Raw genomic sequence first — 16,525 nt, forward strand, 5'->3', positions numbered from 1 at the left:
CGCCCCGACTTTCCAAGGACGCATCGATGGCATCCAGCAGACTCACGTACGCGGACCTGGCCCTGCCCGGGGAGGAACTGCACCGGGCCTACGAACAGGCACTGGCCGCGCCGGGCACCGGTGCCGGGCACCCGCCCGGCGCCGGCCGCGCACCGCACCGCACCGAACACTCGCCCCTCGACCGGCGGATCGTCGTCGGGCACTTCGCCGAGGCCGGCACCGCCGAGGTGCACCACGCCGTGGCGGCGGCCCGCGCCGCGGGACCCGCCTGGGCCGGGCGGCCCTGGCAGGAGCGCCTGGAGATACTGGAGTCGGCGGCCGAACGGCTCTCCGAGCAGGTCTACGAGCTGGCCGCCCTGCTCACCCTGGAGATCGGCAAGACCCGCCTGGAAGCCGTCGGCGAGGCCGAGGAGGCCGCCGAGTTCTTCCGCTACTACAGCGGCCGGTGGCGGACCGACGGCGGCTTCGAGCAGCCCATGGCCGGCGCCTCTCCCCGCGAACGGACCCTCAGCGTGCTGCGCCCGCACGGGGTGTGGGCCGTGATCGCGCCGTTCAACTTCCCGCTGGCGCTGATCGCGGGCCCGGCCGCCGCGGCCCTCGCCGCGGGCAACACCGTCGTCGTCAAAGCATCGGAGCACGGCTACCTGGCGGCCCTGCGGCTGAGGGAGACCGTGGTGGCGGCGGGCGTGCCGGCCGCCGCCCTGCAGGTCCTGCTCGGTGACGGACCCACGGTCGGCGCGGAACTCGTCGGCGCGGGCGTGGACGGCATCACCTTCACCGGCTCCCACGACGTCGGCACGGAGATCCTCCAGCGCACGGCGGCCGGGCCGTGGCCCCGCCCGGTCGTCTGCGAGATGGGCGGCAAGAACACCACGATCGTGACGCGGCACGCGGACATCGCGGACGCCGCCGAGGGCATCGTGCGGTCCGCCTTCGGGTTCGGCGGGCAGAAGTGCTCGTCGTGCTCCCGGGTGCTCGTCGAGCACGCCGTCCACGACGAACTGGTCGCCGCGGTCCTCGAGCGGGCCGCACGACTGCGCGTGGGCGACCCGCGCGAACGCACGACGGACTACGGGCCGGTCATCGACGAACGGGCGGCCCGGCGCTTCGCCCGGGCGGTCGAGAGCGCCGCGGCCTCGGGGGCCGTGCTCACCGGCGGCTCCCGGCTGACGGGCGGGATCCACGCGCACGGCGTGTATCTGGAGCCGACCGTGGTCGCGGTGCCGCGCGACGAACCCCTCTGGCAGGAGGAACTGTTCCTGCCGCTGGTCGCCGTCTCCCGCTTCGACACCTTCGACGAGGCACTCACCGAGACCAACGCCACCCGGTTCGGTCTGTCGGCCGGACTCTTCTCCCGCGACGAGCAGGAGATCGCGGCCTTCCTCGACGGCGTGCACTGCGGCGTGGTCTACGTCAACCGGCCCGCCGGCGCCACCACCGGCGCCTGGCCCGGGATGCAGCCGTTCGGCGGCTGGAAGGGCTCCGGCAGCACCGGCCGCGGCGGCGGCGGCGAGCACTACACCCAGCTCTACGTGCGGGAACAGAGCCGCACCCTCCACACTCTGCGAGGTGTCACCTCATGAACGACCAGGTCCGCCGGCTCGGCGACCACTCCGGGCCGGTGCTGCGCACCCCGCTGCCCGGACCGCTGGCCCGGCAGGTCGTGTCCGAGGACGAGCGGGTCACCAGCCCGTCGCTGCCCCGCGCCTACCCCTGCGTACCGGTGCGCGGCGAGGGCTGCCTCCTGGAGGACGCCGACGGCAACATCCTGCTCGACTTCAACGCCGGCATCGCCACCAATTCCACCGGACACGCCCATCCCCGCGTGGTCGCGGCCGTCCAGGAACAGGCGAGCCGACTGCTGCACTACTGCAGCTCCGACTTCTACGTCCCCGTCTACGCCGAGCTGTGCGCCCGGCTCGCCCGGCTCAGCCCCTTCGGCGAGGACGCCCGGGTGTTTTTGGGCAACTCCGGCACGGAGGCGGTGGAGGCGGCCCTGAAGCTCGCCCGACGCCACACCGGGCGCCCGAACGTCGTCTCCTTCCTCGGCTCGTTCCACGGCCGCACCTACGGCAGCGTGTCCGTGACGGGGTCGAAGCACTCCTACCGCGACGGGTTCGGCCCGCTGCCGTCCGGCGTGTTCCACGCCCCGTACAACGACACCTTCATCCACGGGGACGGCACCCGCAGCACGGTGCCGAACTATCTGGAGGACGTGCTCTTCGCACGGCTGACCTCGCCCGGCGAGGTGGCCGCGATCCTCGTGGAGCCCGTCCTCGGCGAGGGCGGATACGTGCCGGCCGACCCGGCCTGGCTGCGCGGGCTGCGCGAGCTGTGCGACCGGCACGGCATCCTGCTGATCGCCGACGAGGTGCAGACCGGCTGCGGGCGCACCGGCGCCTTCTGGGCCTGCGAGCGGTTCGGCGTGACGCCGGACATCCTGCTGGCCGGCAAGGGCCTGGCGAGCGGACTGCCGCTCAGCGCGATGATCGCGCGGAACTCGGTGATGGACTGGCCGGCCGGTGCGCACGGCTCCACGTTCGGAGGCAACCCCGTCAGCTGCGCGGCGGCCCTCGCCACGACGGACCTCGTCACCGAGTCGCTCGCCGAGAACTCCCTGAAACAGGGCGCCTTCCTGCTCGACCGGCTCCAGCACCTCGCGGACGAGCCGCACGTGGAGAGCGTGACCGGTCTCGGGCTGATGATCGGCATCACCTTCACCTCGGCCCGGTTCGCCTCCCGGGTCGAGGCCGCCTGCTTCCGGCGCGGCCTGCTGGTCCTGCAGGCAGGCGACCGCACCGTCCGCGTCTCACCGCCCCTGGTGCTGCGCGAGGACCAGGCCGCAGTCGGCGCCGACCTGCTGGCCGAGGCCGTCGCGGAATGCGCCGCGCCGGCCTGACAGCGGCGGTCCGACAGCGCCCGGGCCGGCGCGGCTGCCTCCGGCGGGAGGCGGCCGTACGGACCGCCGGGCGGTCAGGCGAGCCGGAAGGACAGATCGGGTGCCGGAATGTCGACGTCCATCTGCGCGCGCTGGAGATGGCCGGAGAAGTCCCAGTTCATCGCCTGCCAGCGGGTGAACTGGTCCAGCACCCACATGCCGGACTGCCGGGAGCCGTTGCCGGAACGGCCGTTGCCTCCGAAGGGCAGGTGCGCCTCGGCCCCGGACGTGGAGTTGTTGACGCTGATCATCCCGGCCCGCACACCGCGCCGGAAGGCGAAGGCGGTGGCCGCGTCGGCGGTGTACACGGACGCCGACAGACCGTAGCCCGGCGCGTTGGCCAGCTCGACGGCCTCGTCCAGGTGACGGAACGCCATGACGCCGACCAGCGGCCCGAACGTCTCCTGACGGAAGATCCGGTCCTCGGGGCCGACGCCGTCGACGACGGTCGGATGGTAGAAGAGCCCCGCCGCGGGGTCGCCCACGAACCCGGCCCTGGGCCGCGCCGCGTCGATGCGTCCCACGGCACCGGAGCCCAGGACACGGTGGTGCGGGCCGATCCAGCCGAGGTACTCCTCGAACCGGTCCGCGAACCGCCGGTCGAGCAGCGGCCCGTAGAGCACCTCACGGCCGGGGTCGCCCACCGCGGCCCGCGCGACGGCCTCACCGAAGCGCTCCAGGAAGACGCCGTGCAGGCTTTCGTGCACCAGTACGGTGCCCAGCGAGGTGCACCGCTGGCCGGCGGAGCCGAATCCGGAGAACAGCGCACCCTGGACGGCGAGGTCCACGTCCGCGTCCGCGGCGACCACCATCGGGTTCTTCCCGCCCAGTTCCAGGCAGGGACTCTGCAGATGCCGCCCGGCCAGCTCCCCGATCCGGGACCCGACCTCGGTGGACCCGGTGAAGCCGATCTTGTCGATGGTGCCCGCGCCGAGCCCCAGCTCCAGGCCCGCGAAGGTCTGCTCGCCCTCGGCGTGGACGAGGTTCAGCACTCCGGCGGGCAGACCGGCGTGCGTCAGGATGTCGTACAGCGCCGTCGCGCTCGCCGCCGCGTACTCGGCCGGCTTCCAGACCACGGTGTTGCCGCAGAGCAGGGCGGGGACGATGTACCAGGCCGGCACGGCGACCGGGAAGTTGCCCGCGGTGATCACGGAGACGACGCCCACGGGCTCGCGGTAGGTGAACAGCTCCTTCGCCGGCATCTCGCTGGGCACGGTCTGCCCGTACAGACGGCGTCCCTCACCGAGGAAGAAGTCGCAGGTGTCGATGATCTCGCGGACCTCTCCCAGCGCCTCGTGGAAGGGCTTGCCGATCTCCCGCGTCACCAGGGCCGCCAGCCGCTCGGCGTTCGCCTCGACCAGCCGCCCCATCGCGGCGACGATCCGGCCGCGCACCGGCGCCGGAGTCCGCGCCCAGTCGGGATGGGCGGCCTTGGCGGCGGCGCAGACACCCGCGAAGCCGGCGGCGTCGACGAGGCCCACCTCGGCGACGACGTCGTCCAGGCGTGCGGGGTTGACGGACCGGTAGACGCGCGGGCTCTGCTGCGCGGCCGGTGAGCTGAGCGGGGTGGTGGTCACGACTGCTGTCCTCCGCGTTCCCGGTCGAGCACGCGTTCGAGCGCCTCGAGTGCCTCGTCGATCTCCTGGGCCGAGACGGACAGCGCCGGGCGGAGCCGGGCGGTCCGTGTGCCGCCGGGCAGCAGCAGCACCCGCTCCTCCTCCCGCAGCCGCACCAGGAGGCTGTCCCGTACGGCGGCCGTGGGCAGGTCGAAGGCGCACATCAGGCCGCGGCCCCGCGGGTTGGTCACCAGCTCCGGGTAGCGCCGGGCCAGGGACTTCAGTCCGTCCAGGAAGTACCCGCCCAGCCGGGCCGCCCGCGGAATGAGCCGCTGCTCCTCGATGACGTCGAGCAGGCGGCGCGCCCGCACCATGTCCGCCAGCCCGCCGCCCCAGGTGGAGTTGATCCGGCCGCCGACGGTGAAGACGTTGTCCGGGACGAGGTCGACGCGGCGTCCCGCCATGATGCCGCCGACCTGCGCCTTCTTGGAGAAGGCGACGACGTCCGGGGCGAGGCCGAGCTGCTGGTAGGCCCACGCCGTCCCGGTCAGCCCCACCCCGGTCTGCACCTCGTCGACGACGAAGAGGGCGTCGTGGGTGTGGCAGAGGGCCTGCATGGCCTGCAGGAACGCGGGGCGCATGTGGTTGTCGCCGCCCTCGCCCTGGATCGGTTCGGCGACGAAGCAGGCGATGTCGTGGGGGAGGCTTTGGAAGGCGCGCTCGGCCTGCTCCAGGGCCCGCCGCTCGGCCCGCTCGGTCTCCGCCAGGTGCTGCTCCACCGGGAACCGCATCGCGGGTACGTCGATACGCGGCCAGTCGAAGAGGGGGAAACGCTCCGTCTTCACGGGGTCGGTGTTGGTCAGGGACAGGGTGTAGCCGCTGCGCCCGTGGAAGGCCCGGGTCAGATGGAGCACCTTCGTGCCCAGGTCACGGGACCGGCCGTGCATCTCGTTGTGGCGGCTCTTCCAGTCGAAGGCGCACTTGAGCGCGTTCTCGACGGCCAGCGCGCCGCCCTCGACGAAGAACAGGTGCGGCAGCCCGGGATCGCCGAGGACCCGCGCGAAGGTGTCCACGAACTCGGCGAACTGGGTGGTGTAGACGTCGGAGTTGGCCGGCTTGTTGGCCGCCGCCGTCGCCAGCGCGCGCATGAACGCGGCGTCCTCGACGAGTTCGGGCGGGTTGATGCCCAGCGGGCTGGAGGCGAAGAAGGTGTACATGTCCAGGTACGCGGCGCCGGAGACGGCGTCGACCAGCCGGCATCCGCGGCTGCGTTCGAGGTCGAGGACGAAGGGGAAACCGTCGACCAGGACGTGTCGCGCGAGGCTTTCATGCACCTCTGACGGGGCGACAGCGGTGGCGGCGGGTGTCCCCGTCCGCGGTGACGCGTCGAGCATGAGAAATTCCTCGGAGAAGAAGGGAACGGAATTTTCACCCGGGGCCACGGAAACGTAATATCGGGCCCCGGCGGTGTCAAGAAAAACAGTGCGGCCGGGAATCGGGGCCCGTTCTGCGGTGGCATTGCACTGCCCTGGCAGGAAACGGCCACCACACCGGTCTGGCGTGCCCGTGCCGGCACGGGACAGGATTACCCCAGGAATATCGGTGACGCGCCGAAATATCCAGATCCCCGAGGCCTTCCGGTGAAACGGCCAGGAATTCCCGGCCGGTGCATCTCAGGGGCCGGTGCTTTCTGTTTCTTTCGCCGCGATCGGCGGCGCCAAGGGAAATTCCGTGGATTCTGTGGATGCCGTGGACGCGTCGCCGCCCGGAGCACTGCCTCTCCCTGTGCCAAGGAGCTGATGATGCCCGCTCACCCCGCCCCGGCCGGGAGCCGGACGGACGACGCCGGGACGCCGCACCGACCCGGGCCGTTCGAGGGCGCGTCGGCCGGGTCCGGCGAGCGCCGGCTGACCGTGTCCGTCCGTATCGCGTCCGCCACCGCCGCGGCGGTCCGCTCCGCGCTCCGCGGAGCCCTGGCCGCGGCACCCGTGCCGTACGGCACGACAGGCGAAGACCCGCGGCTCGAAGGGGTCTCGCGGCCGGAGGACGCGCCCGGGGACCGCAGCGGCGGCGAACTCGCCCCGGCGCCGCTGCGGGCCGCCGTGCACGACACGCAGGACGGCCCGGAACTGACGCTCTCCTGCGACACCGGTGCGGCCGACGCCGCCACCATCGGCCTGCTGTTCGCGGAGACCGCCCGCCGGCTGGCCGGGCCGGACGCGCGGGAGGACGCACCGGGCCCGCGGGACATCACCGCGCAGCACGGGGCCCGGCCGCAGGACGGGCGACCCGCGCAGGCGGCGCGGTTGCGGGCCGACCGGCGGGCCGCGGTCCCCACCGACCTGCTCCGTCTCGCCGACGTGATTCCCGGCACGGGCTCGGGCCCCCGCGTCCGTCACCTCGACCGCGTCCTGCCCGCCGGCCTCGTGACGCCGCTCGACCGGCTCGCGCGGGACACCGGCTGCGACCCGGACGACGTGGCACAACTCGCGCTCGCCGTCGTCCTGCAGCGGCTGGGCGTCGCCCCCGAATCGCTCGCCGCCGTCCACGCCGCCCCCGGCCCGACGGACCCGCCGGCCCGGGTGGTCCCCGCCGGCCGGGCGGTGGACACGGCCCGGGACGCGCGGGCAGCCCTCGGCCCGGCCCGGGCCGGGGGCGGACTCCGGGCCGCCATGCCCGGTGCCGTGGCCCACACCCCCGCAGACCCGCCTCCCGACCTCGTCCTCGACCGCTGCGGCACCCCGCCGATGCCCCGCTCCTGGGAGCTGCTGCACTGGGCGTACCCGGTCGGCCGGGAGATGACCCTCTCGCTGCGCCGGACCGGCACCCGCCTGACGCTGCACGCCGAGTCCGCCGCGCCGACGGAAGAGGACCGGTTCCGGGCCGTGCTGGACCTGTGGGAGGCCCTCCTCACGGATCTGCTCACCCGCCCCGGCACCCCGCTGGCCCGGCTCGCGCTGCTGCCCCCGGACCAGGCCGAGCGGCAGGCCGCGCTGCTCGCCCCGGCCCCGCCCGCGCCCGCCCCGGACCTGGTGACCCGCTTCCGGGAGCACGTCGGGTCCCGGCCCGACGCACCGGCCTGCCGGCAGTCCACCCGCACCTGGACATACCGTCGGCTGAACCGTCGTGCCGCCGCCGTGGCCGCCCGGCTGGACGGGCTCGCCGACGGGGCCGTGGTCGCGGTGCTGGCCGACGCCGAACCCGATCTGCTCACCGCGCTCCTGGCGATCTCCTGGCGCGGTGCCACGTTCCTGCCGCTGTCCCCGCAGGAACCCGCGGCACGACTGCGGGACGCACTCGTCCGCTCCGGCGCGTCGATGCTGCTCACCGGCTCCGCGGCCCCCGCCGTGCCGGTCCCCCCGGAGTGCCGCGTCCTCGCGCTGGACAGCGTCGGGGACACCGGGGAAGAACTCCCCGCGGCGCCCGCCGGGGCCTCCTCGGCACCGGCCTATCTGCTGCGCACCTCCGGGACGACCGGCGTCCCGAAGCTGGTGGCCGTCGCCCGGGCCAGTCTGGACAACTACCTGTCCTGGGCCGCCCGGGACCTGCTGGCCGACGGCAGCGCGCTGCCCGTGATCTCCAGCCCCGTCTTCGACGCGAGCTTCAAGCAGACGCTGGGCCCGCTGTACGCCGGCGGCTGCGTCCAGTTCCTGACGGCCCATCGGCTGGACCTCCCGGCGGTCCGGGCGGAACTGAGCTACGCGGCCGACCCGGTCACGCTGAACTGCGTACCGAGTTACTTCTCGGCCCTGCTCGCCGACGAGGAGGACGCCGGAGACGGCCCCACGATGCGCCTGAACCGGCTGCTGCTCGGCGGAGAGCCGCTCTCCGCGGAACTGCTCCGCCGGATCTGGATCCGCTATCCGACGGTCGAGGTGTGGAACCTCTACGGCCCCACCGAGACCACGGCGACGGCCACGGCGGGCCCGATGAGCCCGGCGGGAGACATCCATGTCGGCGGGCCGGTGGCCGGCGCCGCCCTCGCCGTTGTCGACGAGCACGGCGCGGTGCTGCCGAACGGTGTCCTCGGCGAGGTGGTCATCGCCGGTCCCGGACTGGCCGTCGGCTATCTCGGCGAACAGCGGGGGCCGTCCCCCTTCACCACGGTGGAACTGGCCGGCCGCGTCGTCCGCGTGTACCGCACCGGCGATCTCGGCCGGCTCGACGGCGACGGCAACCTCCGTGTGTCGGGGCGCCGCGACACGCAGGTCAAGCTCAACGGGTGGCGGATCGACCTCCAGGAGATCGAGCAGGTCGCTCGCCGGGCCCCGGGGGTGCGCGAGGCGGTCGTCCTGCTGGACGACCGCACCGGCGAACCCTGCCTGCGCGCCTTCGTCACCGGCGACGCCGAGGCCGCCGCCGTCCGGCGGAGCCTGAGCGAGACGCTCCCGAGGCCGATGGTGCCCGCGTCGGTGACGGTGCTGCCCCGCTTCGGCACCACCGCCACGGGCAAGGTCGACCGCACAACCCTCCTGGCCCACGCGGACGGCGCAGCGTAGCGGCCTCCGCGAGATTGCCCCTCCGAGGTCCGGCCCCGGGCAGATCACCCGGTCCCGGGGTCCGGCGGGGGAGGGCGTCCCCTTGAGCCGGGACGGCCCTCCGGGGCCGCGCTCGGGGCCGGGGGGCCGCACGCGTCACGGGGCGGGCGGTGGTCCCGGGGCGGGGAGCCAGGCCGCTCCCACGTTCAGGACGTCCGGCTCGCAGCACGTCAGGGACCAGCCGGCCAGGGCCGGCTGGGTGAGGAGCCGCCGGCACGCGGCCTCCACCAGCTCGCCCGCCTCGGCCAGACTCCCGGCCGCCGCGAAGACGACACCCTCGATGCCGTCGCCGCGCGGGCGGACATAGGCGTGTTCCGCGGCGCCGCGCAGACCCTCACGCAGAGACCGGGCGGCGGCCCGGGGCCGCACCGCGCCGGCGGGGGCCGCCGCGCTGCCCAGACGAACGAGGATCGCGTACACCCACCGAGGATGGCACGCGGCAGCGCGCAGGGGACCGCCCCGGCCGGGGCAGACGCCTGCCATGGCCAGGACCGGCCACCGCACTCACAACCAGCCGCGCCGTGCCGCTTCGTAGCCCGCCTCGAACCGGCAGCGCGCCCCCAGCCGGGCCATGAGCCGGGCCAGCAGCCTGCGGGTGGTGCGGACCGAGACCCCCAGCTGCCGGGACATGGCCTCGTCGGTCAGCCCGGCGCGCAGGAAGCGCAGCAGCTCGCGGTCCTGCGCGGTCGCCCGGTCCGAGGGCGCCTCGGGAGCGTCGGCCTGCCACGGCCGGGCGCTCTGCCACACCGCCTCGAACAGGGCGCACAGGGCCGTCACCACCCCGCGCGAGGTCAGCACCACGACGCCCTGCCCGGGGTCGTCCGGGTCGAACGGCACCACGGCCGTGCTCCCGTCGAAGACCGACATGCCCAGCGGCAGGGCCGGAACGGAACGCACGTCCGCCCCGGCCGTCAGCAGGGCCCGCACGTCCTCGCCCAGCGGACGGTCCCTGCGGGCCCGGTCGAGGAAGACCGTGCGGACCCGGACCCCGGCGCGCCCCGTCCGGCCGGCAGGCCCTGGGCCGTCCGCAGCCCTTGTGCCGTCCGTGGCTCCTGCACCGCCCGTAGCCGTAGCCGTAGCCGTAGCCGCAGCCGCTGCCCTGCCCGTGGCCGCCGCCCCGTCCGCCGCCCACGCGCCGCCGCCCCCGCAGGGCACGAAGGACACGACGTCGGACCGCACCCCCTGGGCCAGCTCGCCGACCCGGGAGGCCACGGCAGCCGCGCCCCGCACCCGCTCGACACTGCCGCACTCCTCCTGGCCGGCGGCCCACTCGGACGCGAGGCGGGCGACCTCCTGCCGGGTCCGGGCGAGCCGCACGCGCTGCTCGTCGACCTCCCGCTCCTGCTCGGCGAGGAGCGCGGCCAGGCCGACGGAGGGATTGACCGGAACGAACCCCTCCCGGTCGCCGTCGGCCGCCCGCAGCAGGGACTTCCTGGCCAGCACGTCGAGCGCGGACCGGACCGCGTCCTCCGCCAGGCCCGCCCGGCCCGCGAGGGCGCGGACGGGCTGCCCCTGATGGGTGATCATGGTGAGGTAGACGCGGCTCGTCAGCTCGTCCAGACCCAGTGCGTCGAACACGGCTGCACTTCCCTCTCTCCCGGTCCGTTCACTCGCCCCGTGTCAGTGGCCCGCCGGCCCGGCCGGATCCTCCAGGGCCCGGCCGAGCAGCGCGGCGACACCGGCGTCGGCGACGACGGAGTAGTGGTCGGTGTCCGCGACGACCACCGGCTCCACGGCCCGGCCGAGCAGTTCGGACCAGCCGAGGGACGGGGTGGTTCCCTCGGGCCTGCGCTGGGCGCCGGCGACGAAGAGGAGCAGCCGGGTCTCCGGCAGCCGGATCGTGGCCGCCCGGTGCCGGGCGGCGCACCCGCGGTGCGCACCGAACAGGGCGAAGCGGCGGCGCAGTTCGGCGGCCGGCTCCGGGTCGTCGGCCCGCGGCGGCCGGAGCAGGTCCGCCTCGATCCCCTCCCGGTCGGCGCCGGTGAGCCGGCCGACGTCCTCGGCGAAGGCGCGCAGATCGTCACGGGCGGACGTACCGGCGTCGCCGTAGGCCGCGCTGCCCGGCGCATAGCTGTCGAGGAGGACGAGGAGTTCGGTGCGCTCCCCGTCGAAGGAGAGCTGCCGGGCCATCTCGACGGCGACCGCACCGCCGAACGACCAGCCGCCGAGCCGGTAGGGCCCGGACGGCTGCAGGCGCCGCAGTTCGTGCAGGTACCTGGCGGCGAGTTCGCGCAGGTCCCGCGGTACCGGCCCGCCGTCCAGGCCGGGGGCGCGGAAGGCGTGCACGGGCCGGGGCCCGGCCGGGAGGGCTCGCACCAGCGGCTGGTAGCAGACGATGTCGCCGCCCATCGGGTGCACCAGGAACAGCGGAGCCGCCTCGGGCCGTCCCTCCCGCAGCAGGAGCAGCGGGCCCTGGTGCTCCGGGGCGCCGTCCGGGCCGCCCGGGCCGTCGGCACGGCCGGCGCCGAGCCCGGCCAGGGCCGGGGCCAGCCGGTCGACCCTCGGCGCGGCCAGCAGGTGACGCAGCGACACGGCCGCACCGAACTCCTTGCGGATCCGGGTGATGAGGACCGTGGCGAGCAGGGAGTGCCCGCCGACGGCGAAGAAGTCGTCCGTCACCCCGACCCCGTCGTTGCCGAGAACACTGCGCCAGAGGGGCAGCAGCCGGGCCTCCTCCGGCGTGCGGGGCTCGACAGGCCCGGCCGCCGTGCCCGCCTCCGGGCCGTCCCTGCGGCCGCCCAGCAGCGCGTTGCGGTCCGGCTTGCCGTTGGGCAGCAGGGGCAGCGCGTCGAGGAAGAGGATCAGGGAGGGCAGCATCGCCGCGGGGAGCCGTTCGGCCACGTGCGCGCGCAGCGTCTCGGTGCTCACCTGCGCGTCCCGGACGCGCACGACGTAGGCGACGAGGGAGACCTGGCCCGCGTCCCGGTGCGCTTCCACATGGCAGTCGGCCACCTGCGGATGCGTGGCGACCGCGGCCGAGACCTCGGCCGGGTCGACGCGGATGCCGCGCAGCTTGACCATGGCGTCCCGGCGCCCCGTCAGCAGGATCCCGCCGTCCGGCCGCAGGACGGCGGTGTCGCCCGTCCAGAAGAGCAGGTCGTCCGGGGCCGCGCCGCGGTGGAACGGGTTGGGCCGGAATCCCCGGTCGCCGCCGGACAGGTACTCCGCCCGGTAGGGCGTCCGGATGACGACCTCGCCCCGCTCGTACGGCAGGCAGGGCCGGCCGTCCCGGCCCAGTACCGCGACCTGCGTTTCGGGCAGGGGGCCGCCGACAGGCTGCGTCCCCTCCCCGGGCGGCTCCGGCACCCGCAGGAAGGTTTTGATCATGGTGGTCTCGGTGGGGCCGTAGAAGTTCACGATCTCGGCGCGGCAGCTGGGCAGTCCGGCCCGCAGCCGTGCCACCAGCTCCCCGGTCAGCGGTTCACCGGCCAGGCAGATCAGCCGCAGCGCCGACAGGTCGGGCCCGGCGGCGTCGGCACCCAGCGTCAGCCAGGACGCCACCACGGACGGGGTGGTGTGCACGACGGAGACCTGTTCGGCCGCCAGCCACTCCAGCAGGCGCAGCGCGTCCTCCCGCGCCGCCGCCGGGGGCAGGCACAGCGCCGCTCCGGCGCTCAGGGGCACGAACACGTCCCGCAGGACGGCGTCGAAGGAGTACGTCGTGAGCTGGGCGACGCGGTCACCGGGGCGGACGGCGAACTCGGCCCGCTCCCAGGCCGCGAAGTGGTCGAGCCCGTGGTGGCGGCCCAGCACGGCCTTCGGCGTCCCGGTGCTCCCGGAGGTGAAGAACACGTGGGCGGGCGCTGCGGGATCGGGCGACACGCCGGGCGGCGGCGCATCCGGTACGGCGCCGAAGACCGCGGTGGGTGCCGGGGCGACCGTGAGCACGGGCAGCGCCGCGTCCTCGCACCAGGAGGGGCCGGCGTCGCGGCCCGCCGCGAGCACCACCGTGGCTCCGGCCAGCTCCGCCAGTTCGCGTTGCCTGGCCGCCGGCAGCTCCTCGTCGACGGGTACGGCGACGGCACCGGCCTGGACGGCGGCGAGCAGCGCCGTGATCGAGTCCGGGTGCTTGCCGCCGACGATCGCCGTGACGTCGCCCGGGCGCAGACGCCGCGCGGTGGCGGCCACCCGTGCGGCGAGGTCCCCGTAGCCGATGTGCCCGTCGGCGCAGCGCAGGGCGGGTGCGTCGGGGGCGGCGGCGGCCTGCCGGGCGAACTCCGCCATCACCCTGGGCTGGGGCCGGCCGGGCAGGGCCGCACCGAAGGGGTGGGCCGGGCGGCCCGCCTCCTGCACGGCCTCCGGCCGGTCCGGTGCCCGCAGAGCCGCGTGCAGCAGTCCGACCAGCCGCCGGCCCATGGCATCGACCAGAACGGTGTCGAAGAGATCGGCGTTGTACTCGACGTCGAGCCGCAGCCGGTCCGGCTCCGCCCGCGCCACGAGCGTCAGGTCGAACTTGGCGGCCGGGGCGAGGGCGGCGTCCGCCGGGAGTTCGCCGTCCGACAACTGGCGCAGGACGCGCCGGGCCCGGGGAGAACCGCTCGGCGGCATGCGCAGCATCACCTGGAAGACGGGGGTCCGGCTCGGGTCGCGGACCGGCCGGACCGCCTCGACCAGCCGGGAGAACGACAGATGCTGGTGCGGATGCGAGGCCAGCAGCAGCTCGCGGACCCGGCCGACGGCATCGTCGAAGCTCGGCCCGCCGCCGAGATCGAGGCGCAGCGCGTGGGTGCGGACGAAGAAGCCCACGGTCTCCTCCGCCTCGGCCCGGTCGCGTCCGGCGCTGTCGGTGCCGAGCACCACCTCGTCCTGGTCCGCCGTACGGGCGAGGACGAGCCCGAAGGCCGCGAGCAGCACCATGTACGGGGTCACCCCCCGGCTGCGGCAGTACTCGGTGAGCCGGGCCGCCAGGCCGTCCGGCACCGGTACCGGGCGCAGGGACCCGCGATGTGTCTGCACCGGCGGACGGGGGCGGCTGGTGGGCAGGTCGAGGACCGGGGGCGGAGCGCCCAGGTGGCGGCGCCAGTAGGCGACCGCGGCCGCGCGCCGGGCCTCCTGACCGGGCCGGCGGGAGCGCACGGCGTGGTCCGCGTACTGCAGCCGGGGCGCCGCCAGGACCGGCTTGCGCTCCTCCCGCGCGGCGCAGATCAGCTCGTCCAGCTCCCGCAGGACGATGTCCCACGACCATCCGTCGCAGGAGAGGTGATGGATCGTCAGGCCGAGGAACTGCTCGGCGGCGTCCGGGACGCAGCGGATCAGCCGGGCGCGCAGCGGCCTGCCCCCGGTGAGCACGAACGGCCGTGCGCCCTCGGCCGTGAGCCGGGCCAGCGCCTCGTCGCGGCCCGTCGCCGGCGCCAGCACGCCGAAGTCCGCGGGGCCCGGGGGCAGCACCCGCTGCACCGGCCGGTCCCGCTCCACGACGAACGCGGTGCGCAGCGCCTCGTGCCGTTCCACCAGGCGGTCCAGGGCGCCGTGCACCTGCTCGGCCGCTACGTCGCCGGGCAGCGCCAGGACACCGGCCATGTTGTACGCGCCGGCCTCCGGGGCGAGCTGTTCGAGGAACCAGACGCCCTCCTGCTCCGCGGTGAGCGGCACCTGCCCACCCGGCTCCCCGGCGTCCGCCGGCGGTGCCGGCACCGTCTGCGCGGGCGCGGGGCCGCAGGCGTCGATCCGGGCGGCGAGCGCGGCCACGGTGGGCGCCTCGAACAGGTCACGCAGGTCCAGCGCCGTGCCGAAGTCGCGCCGCACCCGGGCCAGCACGCGCGCCATGAGCAGGGAGTGCCCGCCGAGGGCGAAGAAGTCCGCCGTGCGGTCCGGTGCCGGCACGCCGAGCACTTCCGCCCAGTAGGCGGCGATCGCCTCCTCGGTCCCGCCGCGCGGCGGACCCGTCTCCTGCGGCGCGGTGGCAGGACGCTGCCCGGCGGCGGGAAGGGCCGACCGGTCGAGCCTGCCGTGCGGGGTGAGCGGCAGCGCGTCGAGCGGCACGACGTGCGCGGGCACCGCCGCGGCGGACAGCCGCTCGGCCACGGCCTGCCGCAGCAGCCCCGGGTCCACCACCGAGTCCGCGGCCGGGACGACGTAGGCGACGAGCTGCTGCCCGCCGCCGTCACCGTCCCCGTCGTCGCGGCGGCGTGCCACGACCGCGGCGGAGGCGACCGCGGGGTGCTGCCCGAGTACCGCGCCGACCTCGGCGGGATGGACCCGCACCCCCTGGATCCTGAGCTGGTCCTCCAGGCGTCCCACGATCTGCACCGAGCCGTCCGGGAGATACCGGCCCAGGTCTCCGGTGCGCTGCACCAGGTCGTCCGCGTCCCCGGGACGGAACGGGTTGGTCTCCAGCAGCGCCGCCGGGCCGGGCTCCCGGCGCAGGTAGGGGGAGCGGACGAGGATCTCGCCGAGTTCGCCGATACCGGACAGCCTGCCGCGCCGGTTGACCACGAGCAGCTGCGTGCCGTCGATGCCGTGACCGACCGGCACGATCCCCTCGTCCGCCTCCCGGGGAACCGGCCACCAGGCCGCGACCAGAGCGGACTCGGCGGTGCCGTACAGGTTCACGAACTGTGCCGACGACGCGGGGAAGGCCCGCCGCCACCGCCGTACCAGCGTGCCCGCCAGCGGCTCGCCGGACAGGCACAGCAGGCGGATCGCGGAAAGGTCCGGCGCGGCGTTCCGCCCGCACACGCCGAGCAGCACGTCCAGCGCGGCCGGGGTCGTGTGCAGCACGGTGGCGCGGGAAGCGGCGAGCCGGCCGAGGGCCGCGGCCAGGTCGTCCGGCGGCCGGCCGGCGGGCGGCAGGCACACGGTGCCTCCGCCGGCGAGCGCGGGCAGCACCTGCCTGACCAGGGCGTCGGCGGTGGACCCCGCCAGGTGCGCCACGCGGTCGCCCGGGCCGCAGGGCAGGGTGCGCGCCACCCATGCGACACGGTGGGCGAGGACGTCATGGCGGGCCGGCACGGCGCCGGGACGGGGGGAGGCGCCCGAGCCGGGGATCAGGCAGGCGCCCGCGTCGGGGCCGGGCGGTGCGGGGACCGGGACCTGCGCCCGGTCCCCGGCCTCCATCAGCTCCCCGTACCCGACCACGCGCCCCGGGAACGTGCCCGCGTCGGCGCCGGCCGCGTCCGTCCGCAGCAGCAGGGCCGCCTCCGACTCTGTCAGCAGCGCGGACCGGCGCGCCGGCGGCAGCGACGGGTCCAGCGGCAGTACGACGGCTCCCGCCCACAGGGCCGCGAGCGTCCCGGTCACCGCGGCCACCGTGTGGGCGCCGTCGACCGCGACCACCTCGCCGGGACACAGCCCCAGGGCACGCAGTCCGGCGGCTCCCCGCCGGACCTGTCCCAGGAGTTCCCCGTAGCCGGACTCCTCGCCCGGCCCGGCCAGCGCCACCGCCTGCGGGGTGGACCACGCCTGCCGCTCGAAGAGTTCCAGGACGGTGTGAGGGGCCTCGGGGCTCAGCACGGTGCTCGGGTCGATGGGATGGGAGATCGTGGTCATCCGGC

At 75.4% G+C, this 16,525-nt stretch carries 8 protein-coding genes; 3 read left to right on the forward strand and 5 right to left on the reverse strand.

Annotated features, from left to right (window positions below; genetic code table 11):
- Positions 1 to 26 precede the first annotated feature (26 nt).
- Together OC490_RS35240 and OC490_RS35245 are read left to right on the forward strand one after the other, a co-directional pair.
- The gene (locus OC490_RS35240; protein WP_262062102.1) at positions 27 to 1,583 is read left to right on the forward strand and encodes an aldehyde dehydrogenase family protein; all 1,557 of its coding nucleotides are present in this window, start codon (positions 27 to 29) and stop codon (positions 1,581 to 1,583) included.
- Positions 1,580 to 2,899, forward strand: coding sequence for an aminotransferase class III-fold pyridoxal phosphate-dependent enzyme (locus tag OC490_RS35245; protein WP_262062103.1), 1,320 nt, complete (start codon positions 1,580 to 1,582; stop codon positions 2,897 to 2,899). Before OC490_RS35240 ends, OC490_RS35245 begins: the two co-directional genes overlap by 4 nt.
- Before the next feature lie 74 nt (positions 2,900 to 2,973).
- Here the strand turns inward: OC490_RS35245 and OC490_RS35250 are convergent, their stop codons facing one another.
- Both OC490_RS35250 and lat read right to left on the reverse strand, forming a co-directional pair.
- Positions 2,974 to 4,515: an aldehyde dehydrogenase family protein gene (locus tag OC490_RS35250; protein WP_262062104.1), complete on the reverse strand. Its 1,542-nt coding sequence runs from the start codon at positions 4,513 to 4,515 to the stop codon at positions 2,974 to 2,976.
- Complete coding sequence (lat, locus tag OC490_RS35255) at positions 4,512 to 5,888, reverse strand: L-lysine 6-transaminase (RefSeq protein WP_262062105.1); 1,377 nt, start codon at positions 5,886 to 5,888, stop codon at positions 4,512 to 4,514. The genes OC490_RS35250 and lat overlap by 4 nt, the downstream gene beginning before the upstream one ends.
- A gap of 405 nt (positions 5,889 to 6,293) precedes the next feature.
- On the opposite strand from lat, the gene OC490_RS35260 reads away from it, so the two are divergent.
- On the forward strand, positions 6,294 to 8,993 hold the full coding sequence (locus tag OC490_RS35260) for an AMP-binding protein (protein ID WP_262062106.1): 2,700 nt from the start codon (positions 6,294 to 6,296) through the stop codon (positions 8,991 to 8,993).
- A 135-nt stretch (positions 8,994 to 9,128) separates the two neighbouring features.
- Here OC490_RS35260 and OC490_RS35265 read toward each other — a convergent pair whose 3' ends face one another.
- The 3 genes from OC490_RS35265 to OC490_RS35275 all read right to left on the reverse strand — a co-directional run bounded on the left by OC490_RS35265 (position 9,129) and on the right by OC490_RS35275 (position 16,520).
- Positions 9,129 to 9,452: a hypothetical protein gene (locus tag OC490_RS35265; protein ID WP_262062107.1), complete on the reverse strand. Its 324-nt coding sequence runs from the start codon at positions 9,450 to 9,452 to the stop codon at positions 9,129 to 9,131.
- 84 nt (positions 9,453 to 9,536) lie between these two features.
- Positions 9,537 to 10,610, reverse strand: a complete 1,074-nt coding sequence (locus tag OC490_RS35270; RefSeq protein ID WP_262062108.1) for a helix-turn-helix transcriptional regulator — start codon at positions 10,608 to 10,610, stop codon at positions 9,537 to 9,539.
- 42 nt (positions 10,611 to 10,652) lie between these two features.
- A complete protein-coding gene (locus OC490_RS35275) occupies positions 10,653 to 16,520 on the reverse strand; it encodes an AMP-binding protein (RefSeq protein ID WP_262062109.1) in 5,868 nt (1,955 codons plus the stop codon).
- Positions 16,521 to 16,525: the final 5 nt, after the last annotated feature.

The organism is Streptomyces sp. STR69 (genome assembly GCF_024519455.1).
Lineage (GTDB): Bacteria > Actinomycetota > Actinomycetes > Streptomycetales > Streptomycetaceae > Streptomyces.

Excerpts from the sequence above, each read along its gene's own strand:
- OC490_RS35240 (WP_262062102.1), top strand. The coding sequence starts at position 27 with ATGGCATCCAGCAGACTCACGTACGCGGACCTGGCCCTGCCCGGGGAG.
- OC490_RS35245 (WP_262062103.1), top strand. The coding sequence starts at position 1,580 with ATGAACGACCAGGTCCGCCGGCTCGGCGACCACTCCGGGCCGGTGCTG.
- lat (WP_262062105.1), bottom strand. The coding sequence starts at position 5,888 with ATGCTCGACGCGTCACCGCGGACGGGGACACCCGCCGCCACCGCTGTC.
- OC490_RS35260 (WP_262062106.1), top strand. The coding sequence starts at position 6,294 with ATGATGCCCGCTCACCCCGCCCCGGCCGGGAGCCGGACGGACGACGCC.
- OC490_RS35275 (WP_262062109.1), bottom strand. The coding sequence starts at position 16,520 with ATGACCACGATCTCCCATCCCATCGACCCGAGCACCGTGCTGAGCCCC.